The sequence below is a fragment of the Rhizobium sp. CC1099 genome (assembly GCF_029714385.1).
Classification (GTDB): domain Bacteria; phylum Pseudomonadota; class Alphaproteobacteria; order Rhizobiales; family Rhizobiaceae; genus Rhizobium.
In genome coordinates this window covers 3,137,475-3,157,254 of the sequence record NZ_CP121641.1, presented here as the reverse complement: position 1 = coordinate 3,157,254, position 19,780 = coordinate 3,137,475, and the positions used below count along the sequence as shown (strand labels likewise).

Annotated in this window: 18 protein-coding genes, 1 other RNA gene and 1 pseudogene; 10 read left to right on the top strand and 10 right to left on the bottom strand. The window is 61.1% G+C overall.

Annotated elements, in window-relative coordinates:
- Positions 1 to 121 precede the first annotated feature (121 nt).
- Entirely contained in the window at positions 122 to 1,132 is a 1,011-nt protein-coding gene (gene gap / locus QA644_RS15885) for a type I glyceraldehyde-3-phosphate dehydrogenase (RefSeq protein WP_194728154.1), read from the bottom strand.
- Between the two features lie 62 nt (positions 1,133 to 1,194).
- A complete protein-coding gene (tkt, locus tag QA644_RS15880; RefSeq protein ID WP_283069473.1) occupies positions 1,195 to 3,168 on the bottom strand; it encodes a transketolase in 1,974 nt (657 codons plus the stop codon).
- Positions 3,169 to 3,507: 339 nt separating this feature from the next.
- On the opposite strand from tkt, the gene QA644_RS15875 reads away from it, so the two are divergent.
- From QA644_RS15875 to QA644_RS15855, 5 genes are all read left to right on the top strand, one after another.
- Positions 3,508 to 3,783 carry a DUF4164 domain-containing protein gene (locus tag QA644_RS15875; protein WP_022715786.1) on the top strand — a complete coding sequence of 92 codons (276 nt, stop codon included), beginning with the start codon at positions 3,508 to 3,510 and terminating at the stop codon, positions 3,781 to 3,783.
- Positions 3,784 to 3,798: 15 nt separating this feature from the next.
- Positions 3,799 to 4,176: a cell division protein ZapA gene (locus QA644_RS15870; protein ID WP_039846043.1), complete on the top strand. Its 378-nt coding sequence runs from the start codon at positions 3,799 to 3,801 to the stop codon at positions 4,174 to 4,176.
- A 59-nt stretch (positions 4,177 to 4,235) separates the two neighbouring features.
- Positions 4,236 to 4,394: non-coding RNA, 6S RNA (ssrS, locus tag QA644_RS15865), on the top strand.
- Positions 4,395 to 4,650: 256 nt separating this feature from the next.
- On the top strand, positions 4,651 to 5,562 hold the full coding sequence (locus QA644_RS15860) for a LysR substrate-binding domain-containing protein (protein WP_283069470.1): 912 nt from the start codon (positions 4,651 to 4,653) through the stop codon (positions 5,560 to 5,562).
- Between the two features lie 136 nt (positions 5,563 to 5,698).
- Positions 5,699 to 6,892, top strand: a complete 1,194-nt coding sequence (locus tag QA644_RS15855; protein ID WP_239597034.1) for an MFS transporter — start codon at positions 5,699 to 5,701, stop codon at positions 6,890 to 6,892.
- Positions 6,893 to 6,939: 47 nt separating this feature from the next.
- Here QA644_RS15855 and QA644_RS15850 read toward each other — a convergent pair whose 3' ends face one another.
- Positions 6,940 to 7,263 (bottom strand): helix-turn-helix domain-containing protein, encoded by a 324-nt coding sequence (locus tag QA644_RS15850; RefSeq protein ID WP_283069468.1) that lies wholly within the window; start codon positions 7,261 to 7,263, stop codon positions 6,940 to 6,942.
- A gap of 56 nt (positions 7,264 to 7,319) precedes the next feature.
- Between QA644_RS15850 and QA644_RS15845 the strand changes: the two genes are divergently transcribed.
- From QA644_RS15845 to QA644_RS15825, 5 genes are all read left to right on the top strand, one after another.
- A complete protein-coding gene (locus tag QA644_RS15845) occupies positions 7,320 to 7,814 on the top strand; it encodes an SRPBCC domain-containing protein (RefSeq protein ID WP_283069467.1) in 495 nt (164 codons plus the stop codon).
- A gap of 119 nt (positions 7,815 to 7,933) precedes the next feature.
- Positions 7,934 to 8,953: a phosphogluconate dehydrogenase (NAD(+)-dependent, decarboxylating) gene (gene gnd, locus QA644_RS15840; protein WP_283069466.1), complete on the top strand. Its 1,020-nt coding sequence runs from the start codon at positions 7,934 to 7,936 to the stop codon at positions 8,951 to 8,953.
- A 145-nt stretch (positions 8,954 to 9,098) separates the two neighbouring features.
- Positions 9,099 to 11,225, top strand: a complete 2,127-nt coding sequence (locus QA644_RS15835; RefSeq protein ID WP_283069465.1) for a mechanosensitive ion channel family protein — start codon at positions 9,099 to 9,101, stop codon at positions 11,223 to 11,225.
- Between the two features lie 251 nt (positions 11,226 to 11,476).
- Positions 11,477 to 14,080: a bifunctional lysylphosphatidylglycerol flippase/synthetase MprF gene (gene mprF, locus QA644_RS15830; RefSeq protein ID WP_283072402.1), complete on the top strand. Its 2,604-nt coding sequence runs from the start codon at positions 11,477 to 11,479 to the stop codon at positions 14,078 to 14,080.
- On the top strand, positions 14,077 to 15,456 hold the full coding sequence (locus QA644_RS15825) for an AcvB/VirJ family lysyl-phosphatidylglycerol hydrolase (protein ID WP_283069464.1): 1,380 nt from the start codon (positions 14,077 to 14,079) through the stop codon (positions 15,454 to 15,456). The genes mprF and QA644_RS15825 overlap by 4 nt, the downstream gene beginning before the upstream one ends.
- On the opposite strand, the gene QA644_RS15820 is transcribed toward QA644_RS15825, so the two are convergent.
- The 7 genes and pseudogenes from QA644_RS15820 to QA644_RS15790 all read right to left on the bottom strand — a co-directional run bounded on the left by QA644_RS15820 (position 15,453) and on the right by QA644_RS15790 (position 19,771).
- Positions 15,453 to 16,016: a DinB family protein gene (locus QA644_RS15820; RefSeq protein ID WP_283069462.1), complete on the bottom strand. Its 564-nt coding sequence runs from the start codon at positions 16,014 to 16,016 to the stop codon at positions 15,453 to 15,455. The genes QA644_RS15825 and QA644_RS15820 overlap by 4 nt on opposite strands.
- A 74-nt stretch (positions 16,017 to 16,090) precedes the next feature.
- Positions 16,091 to 16,441, bottom strand: a pseudogene (locus QA644_RS15815) (DNA mismatch repair protein MutT); the annotation flags it as partial.
- Positions 16,442 to 16,464: 23 nt separating this feature from the next.
- Positions 16,465 to 17,367: a metallophosphoesterase gene (locus QA644_RS15810; protein ID WP_283069460.1), complete on the bottom strand. Its 903-nt coding sequence runs from the start codon at positions 17,365 to 17,367 to the stop codon at positions 16,465 to 16,467.
- A complete protein-coding gene (gene ruvB / locus QA644_RS15805) occupies positions 17,368 to 18,408 on the bottom strand; it encodes a Holliday junction branch migration DNA helicase RuvB (RefSeq protein ID WP_074069606.1) in 1,041 nt (346 codons plus the stop codon).
- A 76-nt stretch (positions 18,409 to 18,484) separates the two neighbouring features.
- A complete protein-coding gene (gene ruvA, locus QA644_RS15800) occupies positions 18,485 to 19,099 on the bottom strand; it encodes a Holliday junction branch migration protein RuvA (RefSeq protein ID WP_074069605.1) in 615 nt (204 codons plus the stop codon).
- A gap of 11 nt (positions 19,100 to 19,110) precedes the next feature.
- On the bottom strand, positions 19,111 to 19,530 hold the full coding sequence (locus QA644_RS15795) for a type II toxin-antitoxin system VapC family toxin (protein WP_074069604.1): 420 nt from the start codon (positions 19,528 to 19,530) through the stop codon (positions 19,111 to 19,113).
- Positions 19,508 to 19,771 carry an AbrB/MazE/SpoVT family DNA-binding domain-containing protein gene (locus QA644_RS15790; protein ID WP_283069459.1) on the bottom strand — a complete coding sequence of 88 codons (264 nt, stop codon included), beginning with the start codon at positions 19,769 to 19,771 and terminating at the stop codon, positions 19,508 to 19,510. Before QA644_RS15790 ends, QA644_RS15795 begins: the two co-directional genes overlap by 23 nt.
- Positions 19,772 to 19,780: the final 9 nt, after the last annotated feature.

The window sequence follows — 19,780 nt, the reverse complement described above, 5'->3', positions numbered from 1 at the left end:
GTTCTGCCGGCATGGGCAGATGCATGCCGTTTTTGCCGCAAGGGACTTGATAGCTCGGGCAGTGCTCAAAACAAAAGCGGCCCGCTTTCGCAGGCCGCCTTCCTAATCCGCTTCGCAAAACTTAGATGAGTTTCGCAAACGCAACGGCCGTGTCGGCCATGCGGTTGGAGAAGCCCCACTCGTTGTCGTACCAAGTGAGGATTCGGACGAAATTGCCTTCCATGACCTTGGTCTGGTCGATTGCCAAGATCGAGGATTGGCTGTCGTGGTTGAAGTCGCGGGAAACCAGCGGCTCCTCGGTGTAGCCGAGAACGCCCTTCAGCTTGCCGTTGGCGGCAGTCTTGATGGCTTCGTTGATTTCCTGAACCGTGGTTGCCTTCTTGGCGACGAACTTGAAGTCGACGACGGAGACGTTCGGGGTCGGGACGCGGATCGACGTGCCGTCGAGTTTACCCTTCAGTTCCGGCAGGACGAGGCCGACGGCTTTTGCCGCACCGGTCGAGGTCGGGATCATCGAGAGTGCGGCAGCGCGGGCGCGGTACAGATCCTTGTGCATCTGGTCGAGCGACGGCTGGTCGTTGGTGTAGGAGTGGATGGTCGTCATGAAGCCGTGATCGATGCCGACGGCGTCGTTCAGCACCTTGACGACCGGAACCAGGCAGTTCGTCGTGCAGGATGCGTTGGAGATGACCATGTGCTCCTTGGTGAGCTGGTCGTGGTTGACGCCGTAGACGACGGTGAGGTCAGCGCCGTCGGCAGGGGCCGAGATGAGGACGCGCTTGGCGCCGGCGGTGAGGTGGGCCGCGGCCTTGTCGCGCGCGGTGAAGATGCCGGTGCATTCCATCGCGATGTCGACGCCGAGTTCCCGGTGCGGCAGCGTCGCCGGGTCCTTGATCGCCGTCACCTTGATCGGCTTGCCATTGGCGACGATGATCGTGTCGCCTTCGACCTTGACGGCTGCGGGGAAGCGGCCGTGGATCGAGTCATAGCGCAGCAGGTGGGCATTGGTTTCGACAGGGCCGAGGTCGTTGATTGCGACCACCTCGATGTCAGTGCGGCCAGATTCGACGATCGCGCGGAGAACATTGCGGCCGATGCGGCCAAAGCCATTGATGGCAACCTTTACAGTCATTTGCATTCACTCCCTAGATATGGGGCTTGCGGATGAGTGGAGAGCGCCGGAACGCTCCCCCTTTAGAGCTTGGCTTCTGCTGCGGCGACGACGGCTTCCGCCGTGATGCCGAAATGCTTGTAGAGTTCCTTGTATGGGCCGGAGGCGCCGAAGCTCTTCATGCCGATAAAGGTGCCTTCCGGGCCGATAAAGGCGTCCCAGCCTTCGCGGACGGCGGCTTCGACGGCGATCTTGACCGGCGACTTGCCGAGGACCGCATGGCGGTAGGCTTCCGGCTGCTCGAAGAAGAGTTCGGTGCAGGGAACGGAGACGACGCGGGTGGAAATGCCCTTGCCTTCCAGCGTGGTGCGAGCGGCGATGGCGATCTCGACCTCGGAGCCCGATGCGAAGATCGTGACCTTGGCATCATCGGAGCCGGCGAGCGTGTAGGCGCCCTTAGCCGAGAGGTTCTTCTCGCTGTATTCGGTGCGCACGGCCGAAAGGTTCTGGCGGGTGAGCGCCAGGCCCGACGGACGGTTTGGCGTCGTGATGGCGATCTGCCAGCATTCGGCGGTTTCGGTGGCATCAGCAGGGCGGAAGATCATCAGGTTCGGAACGGCGCGCAGTGCGGCGAGCTGTTCGACCGGCTGGTGCGTCGGGCCATCTTCCCCGAGGCCGATCGAGTCATGCGTCAGCACGTGGATGACGCGGATGCCCATCAGCGAGGCGAGGCGGATCGGCGGGCGGCAATAATCCGAGAAGATCAGGAAGCCGCCGCCGTAGGGGATCAGGCCGCCGTGCAGAGAGATGCCGTTCATGGCGGCCGCCATGCCGTGTTCGCGGATGCCGTAATGCATGTAGCGGCCGGAGAAGTCGGTCGGGGTAATCGACTTCATCTGGCTGGTCTTGGTGTTGTTCGAGGGCGTCAGGTCGGCGGAGCCGCCGAGCGTTTCTGGCAGGAAGCCGTTGATAACTTCGAGCGCATCTTCCGAAGCCTTGCGGGTCGCGACCGTCGGCTTGGTTTCGGCAAGCTTCTTCTTGTATTCGCTGATCGCTGCATCGAAGCCGGGCGGCAATTCGCCGGCAAAGCGGCGGGTGAACTCGGCCTTCTTGTCGGAGGCAGCGAGGCGGCCCTCCCAGGCCGTGATGGTTTCGGCAGAACGGGTGCCCGCCTTGCGCCAGGCTTCCAGAATGTCGGCCGGGACGGTGAAGGCTTCGGCGTCCCAGTTCAGCGCCTCGCGGGTAGCAGCGATTTCATCTGCGCCGAGCGGGTTGCCGTGCACCTTGTGGGTGCCCTGCTTGTTCGGCGCGCCGAAGCCGATGATCGTCTTGCAGGCGATCAGTGTCGGACGGTCGGATTTCTGCGCGGCTTCGATAGCGGCGGCAACGGCAGCCTGGTCGTGACCATCGACTTCGATCGTGTTCCAGTGCGCTGCCTTAAAGCGCGCGACCTGGTCGGTCGAATCCGACAGCGATACGGCGCCGTCGATGGTGATCGAATTGTTGTCCCAGAAGACGATGAGCTTGTTGAGCTTCAGGTGGCCGGCGAGTGCGATGGCTTCCTGGCTGACGCCTTCCATGAGGCAGCCGTCGCCGGCGATCACATAGGTGTAGTGGTCGAGCAGGTCGGGGCCGAACTCCTCGCGCAGCTTGCGCTCGGCGATCGCCATGCCGACCGAATTCGCGATACCCTGGCCGAGCGGGCCGGTGGTGGTTTCGATACCGGTCGCATGGCCGTATTCCGGATGGCCGGCTGTCTTATAGCCGAGCTGGCGGAAATTCTTGATGTCCTCGATCGACATGTCCGGATAACCGGTCAGATAAAGCAGCGAATAAAGCAGCATGGAGCCATGACCGGCCGACAGCACGAAGCGGTCGCGGTTCGGCCAGTGCGGCTGCTTGGGATCGAAGTTCAGGTATTTCGTAAAGAGAACGGTGGCGACATCCGCCATGCCCATCGGCAGGCCCGGATGGCCCGAATTTGCCTTTTCGACGGCATCCATGGAGAGAAAACGGATCGCATTCGCCATCCGGTCATGTTGTTCGGGAGAGGTCATGGCTTTTCCACGGGGTTCCGGTGTCGGGAGATGGCCTCGAGCCTTCTGAAGGCCATCGATGAAAGCGGGTGAGACATAGCAGTTGGAACGGCCAAGTCAATAAATTGCGGGCCATATCCGGGCCGGGTGCGGCGATTTTTGACATTTGATCGTTGAGTTGTGCAAAAGACGAATCCGCTGCTTAAGGTGCGTGTATTTCAGTCATCCACAGAATAGGGCCTATGCGCCGGTACGGCTTTTATTGACGCGCCGTCGGCTAGCTGCATATCCTGTTGAAATCACTGGACCGGCAAGGCCTGCCGATTCGAGAGGTCTTGCGCGGGAGAACCGGACAGCGACATGACGCCCACAGGCAAATCCATGGAAGCGGCCCTCAACGAGCTGAAGCAGGCGATTTCCGGCTTGGAAAACGCCGTGGATATGCGAATCGAACGCCAGCGCGAGCAGGGCGACATCGAGGGCGAGGTTCGCCGCGTGCATGCCGATCGCTCCAAACTCGCGCAGGAACTCGACCAGGCAGAATTCCGTGCCAACCGGCTGGAAGAGGTCAACCGCGAGGTTTCGCGGCGGCTGGTAACGGCGATGGAGACGATCCGCGCGGTTCTGGACCGCTAATGGAAAGACAGTGACATGGCACAGGTGACGGTAACGATTGACGGGAAGGCCTATCGAATGGCCTGCGAGGAAGGACAAGAAGACCATCTGACCGACCTCGCCAACCGCTTCGACCGCTATGTCGGCCATCTCAAGGGTCAGTTCGGCGAAATCGGCGATCTGAGGATCACCGTCATGGCCGGGATCATGGTGATGGACGAAATTTCCGAGCTGAGCCGCCGCGTGGGTGAGCTGGAAGCCGAGCTCGAAACGCTGCGCGGCAATCGAGACACCGTTCTCGCTGCGACCGCGCGGACGGAGGAAAGCCTCGCCGAAGTGCTCGGAGAGGTGACGAGCCGCATTCGCGGCCTCACCGACAAGCTCAACGGCCGGGCGCCTGCCGAGCTCAATTAAATTTTCGCAGCATGCATGTCCCTCTGGCGCAGCTTCGTGAACGGCCTTATATATCGTGCTGCGATCTGCGCCTCTCGACAGGAACCACAATCCCTGGGGCCATACTCGATCCAAAGGGAGCTGTCCCTGACCAGGCTCGTGGGCCTGGACACACGGTGCCCACCTACGTTTGTAGGCGCCCAGGATCGTAAATCTCCATCGGCTGCCGCGGATCGCACTTCATTTTTCGGCGGCAGGGTTCCGCCCCTCGTCTATTCCGATATCTCTCTGCATATGCGCGTTCAGTGCGGTTGCCGGCTGCGGCGGGGCTGTGGATCTTTGCCGCTGCGCTGGAGCGGCGAGGCCGCTAAACGGCAGCAATGCATTCAGAATTTTTATCGAAATCCTCATGGCCTATCTCCCATGTGGTCAATTTATTCTTGCTTTGCCCCGCGGTATAATGAAACTCGACTGTTCTTATCATGAGAGATTTTCATGACAGATCGTCCGTTGCCGCCGCTTTCGACCCTGCAGGCCTTCTGCGCTATTGCGGAGACAGGAGGCTTTGGGCGTGCCGCGGGGCGGCTGGGGCTGACACAGACAGCCGTCAGCCATCAGATTGCACAACTGGAAGGCTGGATGGGCGGCCGGCTCTTCGATCGCGGGCGGCACGGCGCCCGGCTTTCACCGCTTGGTCTCAGGCTTCATCCCGAGATTGCGAGCGCGCTTGCTTTACTTGAAAGTGCTTTGCATCAGGCACGGGAGGCAAGCGCCAGTCCGTCGCTGACGATCGCGACGACACCTGAATTTTCAAGCCAATGGCTTGCTCCGCGTCTCGAGGCTTTCTGCCGCCGCTATCCGAAAATCGAAGTCCGCACCGCCGTCGGCTATCAGCGACCGGATTTTTCGAGTGTCGATTTGGCGATCTGGCTTGGTCATGGCGGCCCGGACCTTGTGACGGAGCCGCTTCTGCTCGACGAGGAATTCGTCGTCTGCGCGCCGACTCTCTCAAGCAGGCTTCCAAGCCGTGGTGCCATTCGCGCCGCGCCGTTGTTGATCTATCGCGGCATGCGGCACACTGTGCTCGACTGGCAGCGATGGTACGAACAGGTGACTGTCCGAGACGCTCCGTTTGCCGACTTCGACATCGCAAGAGCGGTCGATGAAGCGCCGGTCTTCGATTCCTTCGAGAAGATGCTGCAAGCTTGCGGCACGGGACAGGGTTTTGCGCTGGTGCGCAGTTCGCTGGTTGCCGAGCATATTGCCGCCGGAAGGCTTGTGCGCTGTTTCGTCGAACGCCAGCCTGCAGCCCTGAACTACGCGATGCTTTATCCCCCCGGCGCCCTGGAAAGGTCGTCGTTGGCGCTCTTTCGGAAATGGCTTGTCAGCGAGACGGAACGTTCTTAAGTAGCCGCGTATCTTGAATTCAATTCACAAGTGCTGGGCCGCTCCACCGGATTATCGACGCGGTGCCGCGCATCCATATTTTGACCCGAACAATAACCTGCGCCCGAACTTTGGGCACATCATCACGGGTCATCTCATGCCACTTGCTCTTTTTGCCTTGACGATCGCCGCCTATGCGATCGGTACCACGGAATTCGTCATCGTCGGCCTGCTGCCGACCGTTGCCAATGATCTCCACATCACTTTGCCGCTCGCAGGTCTCATTGTCAGCGTCTATGCGCTTGGCGTGACTTTCGGCGCGCCGATCCTGACGGCGCTGACCGGCCGGATCGCCCGAAAACCGCTGCTGCTCGGGCTCATGACGCTCTTCATCATCGGCAATGCCATGGCGGCGTTCAGCCCCGGTTACACACCGCTCTTGGTTGCGCGCGTGCTCTCGGCTTTCGCGCATGGCGTATTTTTCTCCGTCGGTTCGACGATCGCCGCCGATCTCGTGCCGGAGAACCGCCGCGCCTCGGCCATTGCCATGATGTTCATGGGACTGACTGTCGCGATCGTGACCGGCGTGCCGCTTGGCACTTTCATCGGCCAGACATTCGGCTGGCGGGCGACCTTTGCCGCCGTCGCGGGGCTCGGCGTCGTGGCCTTTGCCGGTATCGCGCTCCTGCTTCCTTCCAACCTCGCGAAAGCGCCGCCCGCGAGCATCAAGGATCAGGTTCGCGTGCTTGGCAGCGGCCGGTTGCTGATCGTCTTTGCCACCACCGCGCTCGGTTATGGCGGCACGTTCGTCGCCTTCACCTTTCTTGCGTCGATCCTGCAGGAGATCACCGGCTTTTCAGCGTCTGCCGTCAGCCTGATCCTCGTGCTTTACGGTATCGCGATCGCCATCGGCAACATCATCGGCGGGCGGATTGCCAATCGTGATCCGGTGAGGGCGCTGACCGGGCTCTTCATCGCCCAGGCGATCGTGCTTGTTCTCTTCAGCTTCACGGCTGTTTCGCCATGGCTTGCGATCCCGACGCTGGCTGCGCTCGGTTTTCTCTCCTTTGCAAACGTGCCGGGCCTGCAGCTCTATGTCGTGCAACTGGCAAGGCAGGTCCGTCCGGCCGCCGTCGATGTTGCTTCGGCGCTCAACATTGCTGCCTTCAACCTCGGGATCGCGGCGGGCGCCTGGATCGGCGGGTTGGTCGTCGAATCCTCGCTCGGGCTCGCCGCCACGCCTTGGGTCGGCGCGATCCTCGTTGCCGCCGCTCTTGTCCTCACCCTCACGAGCGGTGCGCTCGACCGCCGCTCTGCGCCGCTTGCCGCGCCTTTGCGCAAGGCCGCTTGAACTGGTCCTTAACAAAACGGGCGCTTCGGCGCCCGTTCGTTTTGAGTTTATCCCTCCAGATCGCCCTTCAGTCTGTCGAGTATCGATAGCGCATGCCCCGCATAAGTACTGATCCAGCGGTCGTAGATATGCTTGATCGGCAGGCTGTTGAGGTGGTTCCAGCGCTCGCGGCCCTCCTTCTTCGGGACAACGAGGTCGGCTTCTTGGAGAACCTTCAGATGCTGCATGACTGTGCAGCGATCCATGTCTGCGAAGGTTTCGCAGAGCATGCCGGTGGTGCGCGGACCGTCTTTCAGAATGTCGAGAATTTCACGGCGCCGAAAGTGGGCCAGTGCCTTGAAAACAGGGTCGTTATCCGATTCGCTTGACATGTTATGTTTTTATAACATAATGGCGCTTATCACAATCGAAAAGAGGAGGAAGTGCAATGTCCCTCAGTATTCGTGTCGGCGGACGGATCGGACGTCCGGTCGCAGAAGTTTTCGATGCGGTGGTCAATCCGAAGAAGCTCTCGAGCTATTTCACGACCATCGGCGGGGCGAGCGCACCGCTCGTCAAGGGTACGACGGTAACCTGGTGGAAGGAATCGCCGGTCGAAGTGGTCGATCTCGTTCCGGAGCGCCTGATCTTGCTGCGCTGGGATGGTGGCACGGACGAGTACAAGGTTCGCTACAAAACGACGGTCGAGATGAAATTCGATCCGCTGGAGGACGGCGGAACGATGGTGACGATCTCCGAGAATGGCTGGCAGGAAGACGAGGCCGGCCGGCGCGGCACCTACCTCAACTGCGAGGGCTGGGCCAACATGCTCTGCTGCATGAAGGCCTTCGTCGAATACGGCATCAATCTTCGCGAGGGCATGTTCCTCAGCGAGATGCGCGGCGAGCCTGCGGAGGCTCCAGACTACGAGGCGCTCAAATGACAATACCAGCCATCATGGGAGCCGCCTTCGCCTTAATGTGATGAGACTTCGCTTGCCTGCTGCGCTGTGGGTGCTAGTTTCCGGACTTATTGTATTGAGTACATTCCAGGAGATTTCAGATGCAGCTTGGCATGGTGGGTTTGGGCCGTATGGGCAATTATATGGTCCAGCGCTTGATGCGCGACGGTCATGAATGCGTCGTCTATGACACGAAGCCGGAGAGCGTCGCCGATCTCGTCGCAAAAGGCGCGGTCGGCAGCGCCTCTCTCGAGGAGTTCGTCTCGAAGCTTTCCCGCCCGCGCGCCGTCTGGCTGATGCTGCCGGCGGCCATCACCGACAAGGTGATTGCGCAGCTCGTGCCGCTGCTGCACGACGACGATATCATCATCGATGGCGGCAATTCTTATTATCACGACGATATCCGCCGCGGCGCCGAGCTGATCACCAAGGGCATCCACTATGTCGATGTGGGCACCAGCGGCGGCGTCTTCGGTCTGGAGCGCGGCTATTGCCTGATGATCGGCGGCGAAAAGGGCATCGTGCAGAGCCTTTCGCCGATCTTCGCCTCGCTGGCCCCTGGCGCCGGCACCACGCCGCCGTCGGCAAACCGCGAGCCTGACCCGAACAGCACGGCGGAGCAGGGCTATCTGCATTGCGGTGCTCACGGCGCGGGCCATTTCGTCAAGATGGTTCACAACGGCATCGAATACGGCCTGATGGCCGCTTATGCAGAGGGGCTGAACATCCTCAAGCGCGCGAATATCGGTGCGGCGGCGCAAGAATCGAACGCCGAAACCGCGCCTCTCTCCCACCCGGAACACTACCGCTACGATTTCAACCTGCAGGATGTCGCCGAAGTATGGCGGCGCGGCAGCGTCATCACCTCGTGGCTGCTTGATTTGACCTCGGACGCGCTGCATGCCGATCCGGCGCTGATGAAATTTGCGGGCCGCGTTTCAGACTCCGGCGAAGGCCGCTGGACGATCATGGCAGCTATCGACGAAAGCGTGCCGACGCCGGTGCTGAGCGCTGCGCTCTATGGCCGTTTTTCCTCGCGCGACAATGATGAGTTCGCCAACAAGGTGCTTTCCGCCATGCGCGCCGGCTTCGGCGGCCATGTGGAAAAGCCGAAAGCCTGAGGCCCCAAGCCTCAAGCGTTACAAGCCCGCATCCCCGGTGAACTGACCCCATAAAGTTCACCGGTTGCGGGCTTTTTCATGGGCCATTGCCTATGGCCGTGCACGCGATATGGTTGATGCGGGATCACACCAAAGGGGCGGCATCATGTCGGGTTCAAGGTTCGTGGGGCGCGGTCTTTGGGCGTTTCTTCTCTCTTTGGCGATTTTGACGGCCCTTTCCGGCGCGACGAGTGGGCAAACGCCAGCACCTGCTGCGGATCCGGCCGGGCCGCCGCCGGACAAAGTGCGCCAGATAATGGAACTGATGCAGGCCCCCGAAGTCCAGAAATGGATGTCGGCGCAGACGAACGCGGCACCATCTGCTCCAGCCGCCGCCGCGCCTGAAGAGCAGATGTCCGTGCTTTCGGATTTGCTCGGGCACGTACGCCGTCATGTCGAGATGGTGTCGCAAGCCCCAATGGCCCTGCCGGACGAGGTCTCAAGCGCATCCGATATTGTCGACCGGGAGGTGGAGCCCGTAGGCGTCGGCCGGATTCTGGTTCAGACGCTGGCTCTTTTCCTTGCAGGTCCCCTGGCTGAATTGCTTTTCCGTGCGGTTGCGCCGCGCCCGCGCATTCGGCGCGTGGATGCCGAGGAGCCGGCGGGGCTTTATCAGGCAGGGGTCAATCTGTTCTATCGCCTCGTACCTGCTATCGTCTTCATGATTGCAACTCTCATAGCGCTTCTTGTGTTGAACTGGCCGCCGGTCAGTCAGTCGATGGCGATCGCCGTGACGATTGCGCTGGTGGCCGCACGCTTTGTTATTTCGCTTGGACGGCTGCTGGTTGCTTTGGTGACGCTTCCAAGGGCCGATGGTGAACGCGAGGTCTCTCGCGCCGAAGCGCTTTTCTGGTTCCGGCGCTCGGCGGTTTTCGTCATCTATTTCGCCTTCGGATGGGCCATCATCCAGGTATTGGCGCCGCTCGGCTTTTCCAGTGCATCGCGCTATTTCGTTGCCTATGTTCTTGGTATCGGATTGTTTCTGATTGCCACCGAGGCTGTTTGGTCGCGACCGGCAGACGGTGCACGCCGCAGTCCTACGACATCCTGGGCGTTGACGCTTTATTTCGTGTTGCTTTGGGTGCTGTGGGTCACCGGCTTCGCCGGGTTGCTTTGGCTCGGCATCTACGCGCTGATATTGCCGAAAGTGCTCGCCATCGCCACGATTTCTGTCCGTGCGCTGCATCAGGCTGAAGCGGGTTTCCTTGCAAAGCGCAGCATGGCAGCAGTGTTGCTTGACCGCGGCGTCAGGGCGGTCATCATCGCGTTGGCAGCTGTCTGGCTGGGGCGCATGATTGGCGTCGGAGCCGATACGATGGCCGCCGGGGAGACGATGGTGGATCGCATCGCTCGCGGCGTCATCGGCGGTGTCGTCATTCTGCTTGCAGCCGATCTGCTCTGGCATCTCGTGAAGGCCTTTATCAACAGCAAGCTTGCCGATGCCCCGCTTGCCGATGGCGCCACGGATGAGGAAAAGGCGAGGCGCGCGCGGTTGCAGACGCTGCTGCCGATTTTTCGTAACATCCTTGCTGTCGTTATCGCCGTTATCGCCGTCTTGATGGTGCTCGCCGGTCTCAGCATCCAGATCGCGCCCTTGATCGCCGGTGCCGGCGTCGTCGGCGTTGCGGTGGGTTTTGGAGCGCAAGCGATCGTCAAGGATGTCATCAGTGGCATGTTCTATCTGTGGGACGATGCCTTCCGCGTCGGCGAATATATCGAGAGCGGCAGCCACAAGGGCGTGGTCGAGGCCTTCAGCCTGCGCTCAGTGAAACTCCGCCATCACCGCGGACCACTGACGACCGTGCCCTTCGGCGAGCTCGGCGCAGTCAAGAACCTCAACCGCGACTGGACGATCGACAAGATCAGTCTCAACGTGACCTACGATACTGACCTCGTGAAAGCGAAGAAGGTAATCAAGCAGATCGGACAGCAATTGCTCGAGAATCCCGAATTCGGGCCGCATATCATCGAGACGCTGAAGATGAAGGGCGTCGAGCAATTCGGCGAATTCGCGATTGAGCTCCGGCTGTCGATGATGACCAAGCCAGGCGAGCAATTCGTCATCCGCCGCAACGCACTGGCGATGATCCGCAATGCCTTCAAGGAGAACGGCATTGAATTCGCGGTGCCTACCGTACAGGTCGCCGGCGAGGGGCGCGAGGCCGAGGCGCGTGCGGCGGCGGCGCGCCATGTGACACAAAAGCCGGATACGGCGAGCGAGGCCGCGAGCTGAAAATTCCGAGGCTTGTGTCGGACAGTGCCGCACGAACGCAGGCCTTGGCTGATCTTGTTCTTGGATTGTCAAACCTTACGAAAATGCAATGTTCCATTGCGTTTGACGGCGCTAATTCTGCCCCAATTCAAGCCGAGTGAGACGCAAATGACGGCGGTGGGGTATCGTCCGGTATGAGCTCGCAGAGCTTGAATGCCGCGCATGCTTCGTCTACCGGAATGATCCGCCAGACGGCAAAGCGGCAGGTAGAGATGGCGAGTGACGGCAGCTTGGAAGAGATCGAAGTCGCGGAGAGCCGGGGTGCGCGCGGGTTCCTGCGGCGCTATCGGCCCCACCTGGTGGCGCTCGCCACGCTTCTTGTTTTCTGCATCGTCGGATATGCCGTCGTCCAGCTAACCGATGAGGTGCGCTACGAGGACGTCGTCGAAGCGCTCTCCAATACGCGCCCCAGCGCCATCCTGCTTGCGCTTCTCTTTACCGGATTGAGCTTCCTGGCGCTCATCGTTTACGATCTCAATGCCATCGACTACATCGGCAAGAGGCTGCCATTTCCGCATGTAGCCCTGACGGCTTTCAGCGCTTATGCGGTCGGCAATACGGCGGGCTTCGGCGCGTTGAGCGGCGGGGCGATCCGCTATCGCGCCTATTCGCGTCTCGGCCTGACGCCGGAAGATATCGGCCGCGTCATTGCGTTCGTCACGCTGTCCTTCGGGCTTGGCCTGGCAGGGGTCGCATCGATCGCACTGATGATCATCGCGAATGAAATCGCACCTCTGGTGGGAACGAGCGCATTGCTGCTCCGGCTGGCCGCGGGCGTGATCATCGCGGCTCTTGGCGCGCTTCTCGTGCTTGGACGCGACGGTCGGGCGATGCACATCGGTCCGATCGCAATCCGCCTGCCGGATTCGCGCACATGGTCGCGCCAGTTCCTGGTGACCGCCTTCGACATCGCGGCTTCAGCCACGGTTCTTTATGTTCTGCTGCCGCAAACGGCGATCGCTTGGCCGGTGTTCCTTGCCGTCTATGCGATTGCTGTCGGGCTCGGGGTGCTGAGCCATGTTCCGGCGGGTCTCGGTGTTTTCGAGACGGTCATCATTGCTTCGCTCGGCAGCGCGGTGAATATCGACGCGGTTCTCGGCTCGCTGGTCCTTTACCGGCTGATCTATCATGTGCTGCCGCTTCTGATCGCCGTGCTCGCAGTGTCGGCAACCGAATTTCGGCGCTTCGTCGATCATCCGGCGGCTTCTAGCATCCGGCGCATCGGCGCACGGCTGACGCCGCAGCTGCTTTCGGCGCTGACGCTGCTGCTCGGCGTCATGCTGATCTTTTCGAGCGTCACGCCGACGCCCGACCAGAACCTGGAATTCCTCGCCAGCTATCTGCCGCTGCCGATCGTTGAAGGAGCGCATTTCCTCTCCAGCCTGATGGGTCTGGCGCTACTCGTTGCCGCGCGCGGTCTTGGCCAGCGGCTCGATGGCGCCTGGCTGGTGGCGGTTATCGCTGCTGTTGCTGCGCTAGCGCTTTCGCTGCTCAAGGCCGTAGCGCTTGTCGAAGCGGTGTTCCTTGCCTTCCTTATCTCCAGCCTCTTTGTCAGCCGCCGGCTCTTCACCCGTCATGCCTCACTGCTTAACCAAACGCTGACGGCATCATGGATGACGGCGATTGCAGTGATCTGCGTGGGCGCGGTCGTCATCCTGCTCTTCGTCTACCGCGATGTGGAATACAGCAACGAGCTCTGGTGGCAGTTCGAATTCGCCGGCGAGGCGCCGCGCGGGCTGCGTGCCGTTCTCGGCCTCACGATCATTTCGTCGGCAATCGCGATCTTCAGCCTGCTGCGCCCCGCCGCGTTCAAGCCGGAGCCTGCGACGGAGGAGGCGCTCCGGCGCGCGGTCGAGATCGTCAGGACGCAGAATGATGCCGATGCCAATCTCGTGCGCATGGGCGACAAGAGCATCATGTTTTCCGAGGAGGGCGATGCCTTCATCATGTATGGCCGGCAGGGGCGATCCTGGATCGCACTCTTTGATCCCATCGGGGCAAAGCACGCGAGGCCGGAACTCGTGTGGCGCTTCGTCGAGGCGGCGCGCGCTGCCGGTTGCCGGGCCGTGTTCTATCAGATTTCTCCAGCACTTCTCTCCCACTGCGCAGATGCGGGCCTGCGTGCGTTCAAGCTCGGCGAACTGGCCGTTGCCGATCTGACGGATTTCGAAATGAAGGGTGGCAAATGGGCAAACCTGCGGCAGACGGCGGCGCGCGCGCAGCGCGACGGGCTGGAATTCGAAGTCATCCCGCCCGAAGAGGTAACGGGTGTCATCGACGAGCTCTCTGCGGTTTCCAACGCCTGGCTCGAACATCACAACGCCAAGGAGAAAGGCTTCTCGCTCGGCGCCTTCGAGGCGGATTACGTCAGCGTCCAGCCTGTCGGCGTTTTGAAGAAGGACGGTAGGATCGTTGCCTTTGCCAATATCCTCGTCACCGAAACGAAGTCGGAAGCTACGATTGACCTCATGCGCTTTTCGCCGGAGGCGCCCAAGGGATCGATGGACTTCCTCTTCGTGCGGATCATGGAATATCTGCGAGGCGAAGGCTATACGCACTTCAACCTTGGCATGGCGCCGCTTTCCGGCATGTCCAAGCGCGAGACGGCACCTGTCTGGGACCGGATCGGCAGCACCGTCTTCGAACACGGCGAGCGCTTTTACAATTTCAAAGGCCTTCGGGCATTCAAATCAAAGTTTCATCCGCACTGGCAGCCGCGCTATCTTGCGGTTTCAGGAGGGGGCAATCCGATGATCGCGTTGATGGACGCTACGCTTCTCATCGGCGGCGGATTGAAGGGAGTTGTCAGGAAATGATCAGAAGATATCTCCTCTCGGCCGTGTGCGCTTTCGCGCTGACGGCCCCGGCCGTCGCTGCCGAGGAAACCACGCAACGCTTTGAATCCGGGCTTATTCCTTCACCCCACATCTTTTTGCCGGACGGCGATGTCAAGGGCGCGGTGATGCTGATTTCGGATGGCGCTGGCTGGGGCGACAAGGAAAAGGCGGAGGCCGACAGATTGGTGCAGGAGGGAGCCGTCGTAATCGGTGTCGACTTCCCGACCTATATGGATGCCCTGCGCAAATATGACGTCAGCGAGAATGACGGCTGCATCTATCTGGTTTCCGACATCGAGTCGCTCAGCCAGCAGGTGCAACGGGCTGCCGGCAACAGCGCCTATCATCTGCCGATCATCGCCGGTATCAGCGAGGGCGGCGCATTGGCGCTGGCGATTGCTGCGCAGACGCCGGATGCGACGATCGGCCAAACGCTGGTCGTAGATCCGGTTGCCGGCATTCCGCTGACCCAACAGCTCTGCACACCGGCATCGAAAAAGACGGTGGGTGACCGGATGGTCTACGGCCTCGCCGAAGGCAGCCTTCCGAACCCCATCACTGCTGCCTTCACGTCCGCTGCAACGAAAGATGGGCGTGCGCATGCCGAGGCGCTGAAGAAGGATCATCCGGAAATTGAGATCCGCGATGTCGGGGATGATGCCGAAACGGCGCTTTCTGACACTCTGGACGACCTGATCGCCGCTTCTGGAAGCGCGGACAATCCGCTCGGATTGCCGCTTGCCGTGCTCGAGGCCAAGCCGTCCATGAACACCATGGCCATCATCTATTCCGGCGACGGCGGCTGGCGCGATATCGACAAGGAAGTCGGTGCGGCGCTGCAGAAAGAGGGCATTCCCGTCATCGGTGTCGACTCACTTCACTATTTCTGGTCAGAGCGCCAGCCCCAGGAGACGGCCGACGACCTGGCGAAGATTATCGAATTCTATCGCAAGCAATGGAAAGTGAAGCACGTTCTTCTGATCGGGTACTCTTTCGGTGCCGATATCGTGCCCGCCACCTACAACAGGCTCAAAGCCGCGGACAAAGCGGCGATCGCCCAGGTGTCGCTGCTCTCGCTTTCCCACGAGGTGGACTATGTGATTTCCGTCATGGGCTGGCTCGGCCAGAAGACGGAGGGTGCTGCCGGCGACCCGGTCGATGATCTGAGAGCCATCGACCCCAAGCTTGTGCAATGCATCTACGGCAAGGACGACGACGACGAGGTTGCCTGCCCCGCATTGAAGAATAGTGCCGCCGACGTCGTCGAGCTGCCAGGCGATCACCATTTCGACGAGAACTACGATCTGCTGACGAAGACGATCGTCGACCGGCTGAAGGCGCAGGTTGCCGATTAACGCATCAGCGTCTCTTCGCTCCAGCCGAGGGCGGCAATCTCAACACTGCGGAACTTCGCGTCGTCATCGACGATAAACTCGTCGAGCTGCGGCGGCTTTACGCAGGTTCCAGCGAGCATCGCATGCACCTGGCCGCGATGATGCGTCTGATGCTGGAAGAGGTGGCTCAGCACGTCGTCCACCCGCTCTTTCTGGAGGCGGCCAGCGCGCTGGAGATCGATCACCGCTGCAAGCCCTTCCGGGCTCAGGGCTTCGCAAAACGCCACGAGGCGCTGATCGACCTTGCGCTGCTCGACAGCAAGCGAGGCGACCGTATCGAAGGGCTCTTCGACCTCCCAGGCTTTCGCACCAAGCGTGCCACCCTTGAGCGCGTCGACATAGAACCAGTCAACGGTGATGATGTGGTTGAGCGTCGACTTGATCGAGGGAAAGAAGCTCACGCGCTTCGCCTCGAACTCCCCCGGATGCAGGGACGCGCAGGCAGCCAGTAGGCGATGGTTCGCAAGCGCGTTGTTATAGGAAAGCTTGCGGAACACCCGGCACGGATCGAAACTTGGCATGGCGCATCCTCCTCATTGCGAATGGGGCGTAGCTAAGGCGCCGATCTACGTGGCGTCAATGTTTTGCGGTCGGCCTAATCGTTGCCAGCTAGGTTCCCATCGCGCCAGGCAGGATGGCGCAGCGAGGCTGGCAAGGTCTCGATTTCTTCAGCGATGAAATAGGCGGAATATCCAGCGCGGACAGGGCGGCGTGTCGCAGGCACCCATTTGAACTCGAGCTAATTGCCGCCATCCTCGATCCGGTGGATGATCTCGCCGGACTTGAACGGGAACTCGGGCGGGATTTCCATCAGGTCACAAATGCCCAGCTCGTGCCAGGCGCGTTTACCGCAGACAAAGAAGTTCTCGACGCTCCAGAGAAGACGCTGAATTTTCAACTCGACGCCGAGTTCCTCGATCATCTCGCGCTTCAGCGTCTCGGATGAGGGGTTGCTCGGACATTCCCTGTCTATCCAAGATCGACCACGACAATCTCCGGCGGGACGCCGAAGCGGATTGGCGCAATCGAACAGCCAAGGCCGCCGGAGATAATAATATTTCGTCCCTCCTCGACAACGTGGCCATAAGCGTAACGATTGCCGAAACGGGAGGGAACGACCGGCGAGCGGCCAAAAAGACGGATCTGCCCGCCGTGTGTATGACCCGAAAGCGTCAGCGATACACGCTGCGGTACCCGCGGAAAAAGATCAGGCTCATGGGCAAGCAGGATGATAGGCGCATCGTCGGAAACCTGAGCCAGCGTGCCGTCCAGATCGTCCAGGCCGAGCATGTGCGTGCGGCCCCACCTCTTGCCGGGCAAAAGCGCCAATTGGTCTTCCAGGCCCGCCAACCAGAAGCCATAGCCATCTTTTTCGAGCCGGACGGCACGGTTGCTGTAAACCGGAATTCCGACATCGGCCAAGGCGCGATGTCCGAACGGTTCCCTGCCGTCGTTCTCCTGAGCGTCCTTGTCTTCCCACCAGTCGTGATTGCCCATGATCGCGTGAACGCCGAGCGGAGCGCGCAAGGTGGCGAGTGCCTCCGACCACTCGCTCGAATGCAGGTAACGGGTCACCATGTTCATGCCGGAGGCATAATCGCCGAGCATGACCGTCACGTCTCCGCTGAGTGCATTCGCCGTAGCGCAGATCGCGGCAATACGGCTGGCGGACATCCACGGTTCGCAGGCATGCAAATCGGCAAGCGCGACGACCCTGAGTTTCAAGCCCGGCGTCCACCCTGGCGGCGTCAGTGCATAACGGGTGATGTTCAGCCGCGCGAGAGGCTCATAGGCGAAGGCATAACCACCAAGCGCCACGACGCCCGCGACACTGCCGCCGAGAATCTTCAGAAATCCGCCTCGCGTGATCACTCAATCCTCTTCCTGAAACAGCCGGAACTGCGCGGCTTCCAGGTCCTTCGGTGGCTGCAGGCCGAGATGCTTCCAGGCGGTTGCCGTCAGCACGCGGCCACGCGGCGTGCGCTGGATGAAGCCCTGCTGGATCATGTAGGGCTCGATGATGTCCTCGATCGCGTCGCGCGGTTCGGAAAGGCCCGCGGCGATCGTCTCGATGCCGACGGGGCCGCCGCCGAAATTGACGGCGATCATGTTGAGATAGCGCTTGTCGAGCTGGTCGAGGCCGACACTGTCGACAAGCAGGCGGGTGAGCGCTTCGTCGGCTATCTCGCGGGTAACGGCTTCGGCCTTGGCGACTTCGGCGAAATCGCGCACGCGGCGAAGCAGGCGGCCGGCGATGCGCGGCGTGCCGCGGGCGCGCCGCGCAATTTCGCGGGCGCCGTCGTCGACGATCGGCAGGTTCATGAGACGGGCGCCGCGGCGCACGATCAGTTCCAGTTCTTCCACCGTATAGAAACTCAGCCGCACCGGAATGCCGAAGCGGTCGCGGAGCGGCGTGGTCAATAGGCCTAGACGCGTGGTCGCGGCGACGAGGGTGAATTTCGAGAGATCGATCTTCACCGAGCGGGCGGCCGGGCCTTCGCCGATGATGAGATCCAGCTGGAAGTCTTCCATCGCCGGATAGAGGATTTCCTCGACGGCCGGATTCAGGCGGTGGATTTCATCGATGAAGAGGACGTCGCGCTCTTCGAGATTCGTCAGCAGCGCGGCAAGGTCACCTGCCTTGGCGATGACCGGACCCGAGGTGGAGCGGAAGTTGACGCCGAGCTCCTTGGCCATGATTTGCGCGAGCGTCGTCTTGCCGAGGCCTGGCGGCCCTACGAAGAGGACATGGTCCAGCGCCTCGCCGCGGTTCTTGGCGGCCTCGATGAAGACCTTCAGGTTCGCACGCGCCTCCGCCTGGCCGGTGAACTCGTCCAGCGACTGCGGGCGTAGCGTCACATCCAGGTCTTCGCCCCGCTTTTCCGGCGATATCAGGCGCGCGGGTTCACTCATCTTGGCAATCTTCCAGTTTGATAGGGATTCAACCCATACATGACGCAGTCCGCTTTTGCATCAAATCGCGGCGGATTTAACGCGCGAGCTCCTTGAGACCCAACCTGATCAGCTTGGCACTGTCAGCACCTTCGCCTGCCGTCTTCATGGCCGCAGCGACGGCGTTGGCGGCCTGATCACGTGAATAGCCGAGGTTCGTCAGCGCCGAGACGGCATCGGAGACCGGGGCCGAAGCAACACCTTCACCGAGTTCCTGCTTGAGGCCGATATTGATCGCCTCGCCGGCAAAGGCGGGTGCCTTGTTCTTCAATTCGGTGACGATACGGACCGCAACCTTCGGGCCGACCCCCTGTGCGCGGGAGACGGCCGTTTTGTCCTGCAGTGCGATCGCATTGGCCAGTTCGCTTGGCGTCAGGATGGAGAGAACGGCGAGCGCGACCTTCGCGCCGACACCCTGGACGCTTTGCAGCAGGTTGAACCACTCGCGCTCCAGCGCGGTCATGAAGCCGAAGAGCTTCAGCTGGTCTTCGCGCACATAGGTCTCGATGAAGAGCACGCAGGCTTCTCCCGGCGAGCCGAGTCTCGACAGCGTACGGCCGGAGCAATAGGCGGCGTAGCAGACGCCGTGCACGTCGACGAGCACATGGTCGTCGCCGATTTCGTCGATGGTGCCTTTGAGCTTGCCGATCATGAAGAGGTCCGTCAGGGATGGGTTTCGGGGGTGATGAGATCGAGCGATGGGAAATAGGAACGATAGCGGACAGCGTCACGCGTCAGCAGCCGATGCCGGCGCCAATCGGCATGGGCCCCGACCAGAAAATCGGGAAGTATCCTTTCGCGCTGACCGCCGGCTCGCCGATATAGGCGGTGTGCTTTGCCGGCACGAAAGGCCGCCTCGAAAGGTACGGCTTCACGCTTCACATCGAGCCAGGACAAAGCAGACGTCAACTGCTCCTCGGACAGAGGCGAGGCGGCGAGTTCCGACCAGATAACGACGTTCGTTACCAGATCACCGTCAATCACGCATTGCTTCAGGGACTTCAGCGACCATTGCCGTTCAGCGGTATCAGGCCCCAGGATGTCGATAAAGATATTGGTGTCAACGAGGGTCGAGATCGTCACGTGGGCCCCTCAACCATTCGATATACTCATCCGTCGTCATTCCGCCGAGATCAACCGTTCCTTGGACGCGGCGCGCCCAATCATCGAAATGGCGAATCGGATCAGCTCCGCTCTTCTCGATCTTGACGAGTACGGCGCCCGCTCCGGAGGCGATGAAATCCACTTCCGATCCAGGGCCGATCCCCAGTCGGTCGCGAATCTCCTTCGGGATCGTCACTTGGCCCTTTTCGGTGACACGCATGGTAATACC

Coding starts and splice junctions, on each gene's coding strand:
- QA644_RS15855 (WP_239597034.1), top strand. CDS start 5,699: ATGCCACTTGCTCTTTTTGCCTTGACGATCGCCGCCTATGCGATCGGT.
- QA644_RS15820 (WP_283069462.1), bottom strand. CDS start 16,016: ATGCCAAGTTTCGATCCGTGCCGGGTGTTCCGCAAGCTTTCCTATAAC.
- tkt (WP_283069473.1), bottom strand. CDS start 3,168: ATGACCTCTCCCGAACAACATGACCGGATGGCGAATGCGATCCGTTTT.
- QA644_RS15860 (WP_283069470.1), top strand. CDS start 4,651: ATGACAGATCGTCCGTTGCCGCCGCTTTCGACCCTGCAGGCCTTCTGC.
- ruvB (WP_074069606.1), bottom strand. CDS start 18,408: ATGAGTGAACCCGCGCGCCTGATATCGCCGGAAAAGCGGGGCGAAGAC.
- QA644_RS15825 (WP_283069464.1), top strand. CDS start 14,077: ATGATCAGAAGATATCTCCTCTCGGCCGTGTGCGCTTTCGCGCTGACG.
- QA644_RS15845 (WP_283069467.1), top strand. CDS start 7,320: ATGTCCCTCAGTATTCGTGTCGGCGGACGGATCGGACGTCCGGTCGCA.
- mprF (WP_283072402.1), top strand. CDS start 11,477: ATGGCGAGTGACGGCAGCTTGGAAGAGATCGAAGTCGCGGAGAGCCGG.
- QA644_RS15875 (WP_022715786.1), top strand. CDS start 3,508: ATGACGCCCACAGGCAAATCCATGGAAGCGGCCCTCAACGAGCTGAAG.
- QA644_RS15850 (WP_283069468.1), bottom strand. CDS start 7,263: ATGTCAAGCGAATCGGATAACGACCCTGTTTTCAAGGCACTGGCCCAC.
- QA644_RS15790 (WP_283069459.1), bottom strand. CDS start 19,771: ATGCGTGTCACCGAAAAGGGCCAAGTGACGATCCCGAAGGAGATTCGC.
- ruvA (WP_074069605.1), bottom strand. CDS start 19,099: ATGATCGGCAAGCTCAAAGGCACCATCGACGAAATCGGCGACGACCAT.
- QA644_RS15870 (WP_039846043.1), top strand. CDS start 3,799: ATGGCACAGGTGACGGTAACGATTGACGGGAAGGCCTATCGAATGGCC.
- gap (WP_194728154.1), bottom strand. CDS start 1,132: ATGACTGTAAAGGTTGCCATCAATGGCTTTGGCCGCATCGGCCGCAAT.
- gnd (WP_283069466.1), top strand. CDS start 7,934: ATGCAGCTTGGCATGGTGGGTTTGGGCCGTATGGGCAATTATATGGTC.
- QA644_RS15835 (WP_283069465.1), top strand. CDS start 9,099: ATGTCGGGTTCAAGGTTCGTGGGGCGCGGTCTTTGGGCGTTTCTTCTC.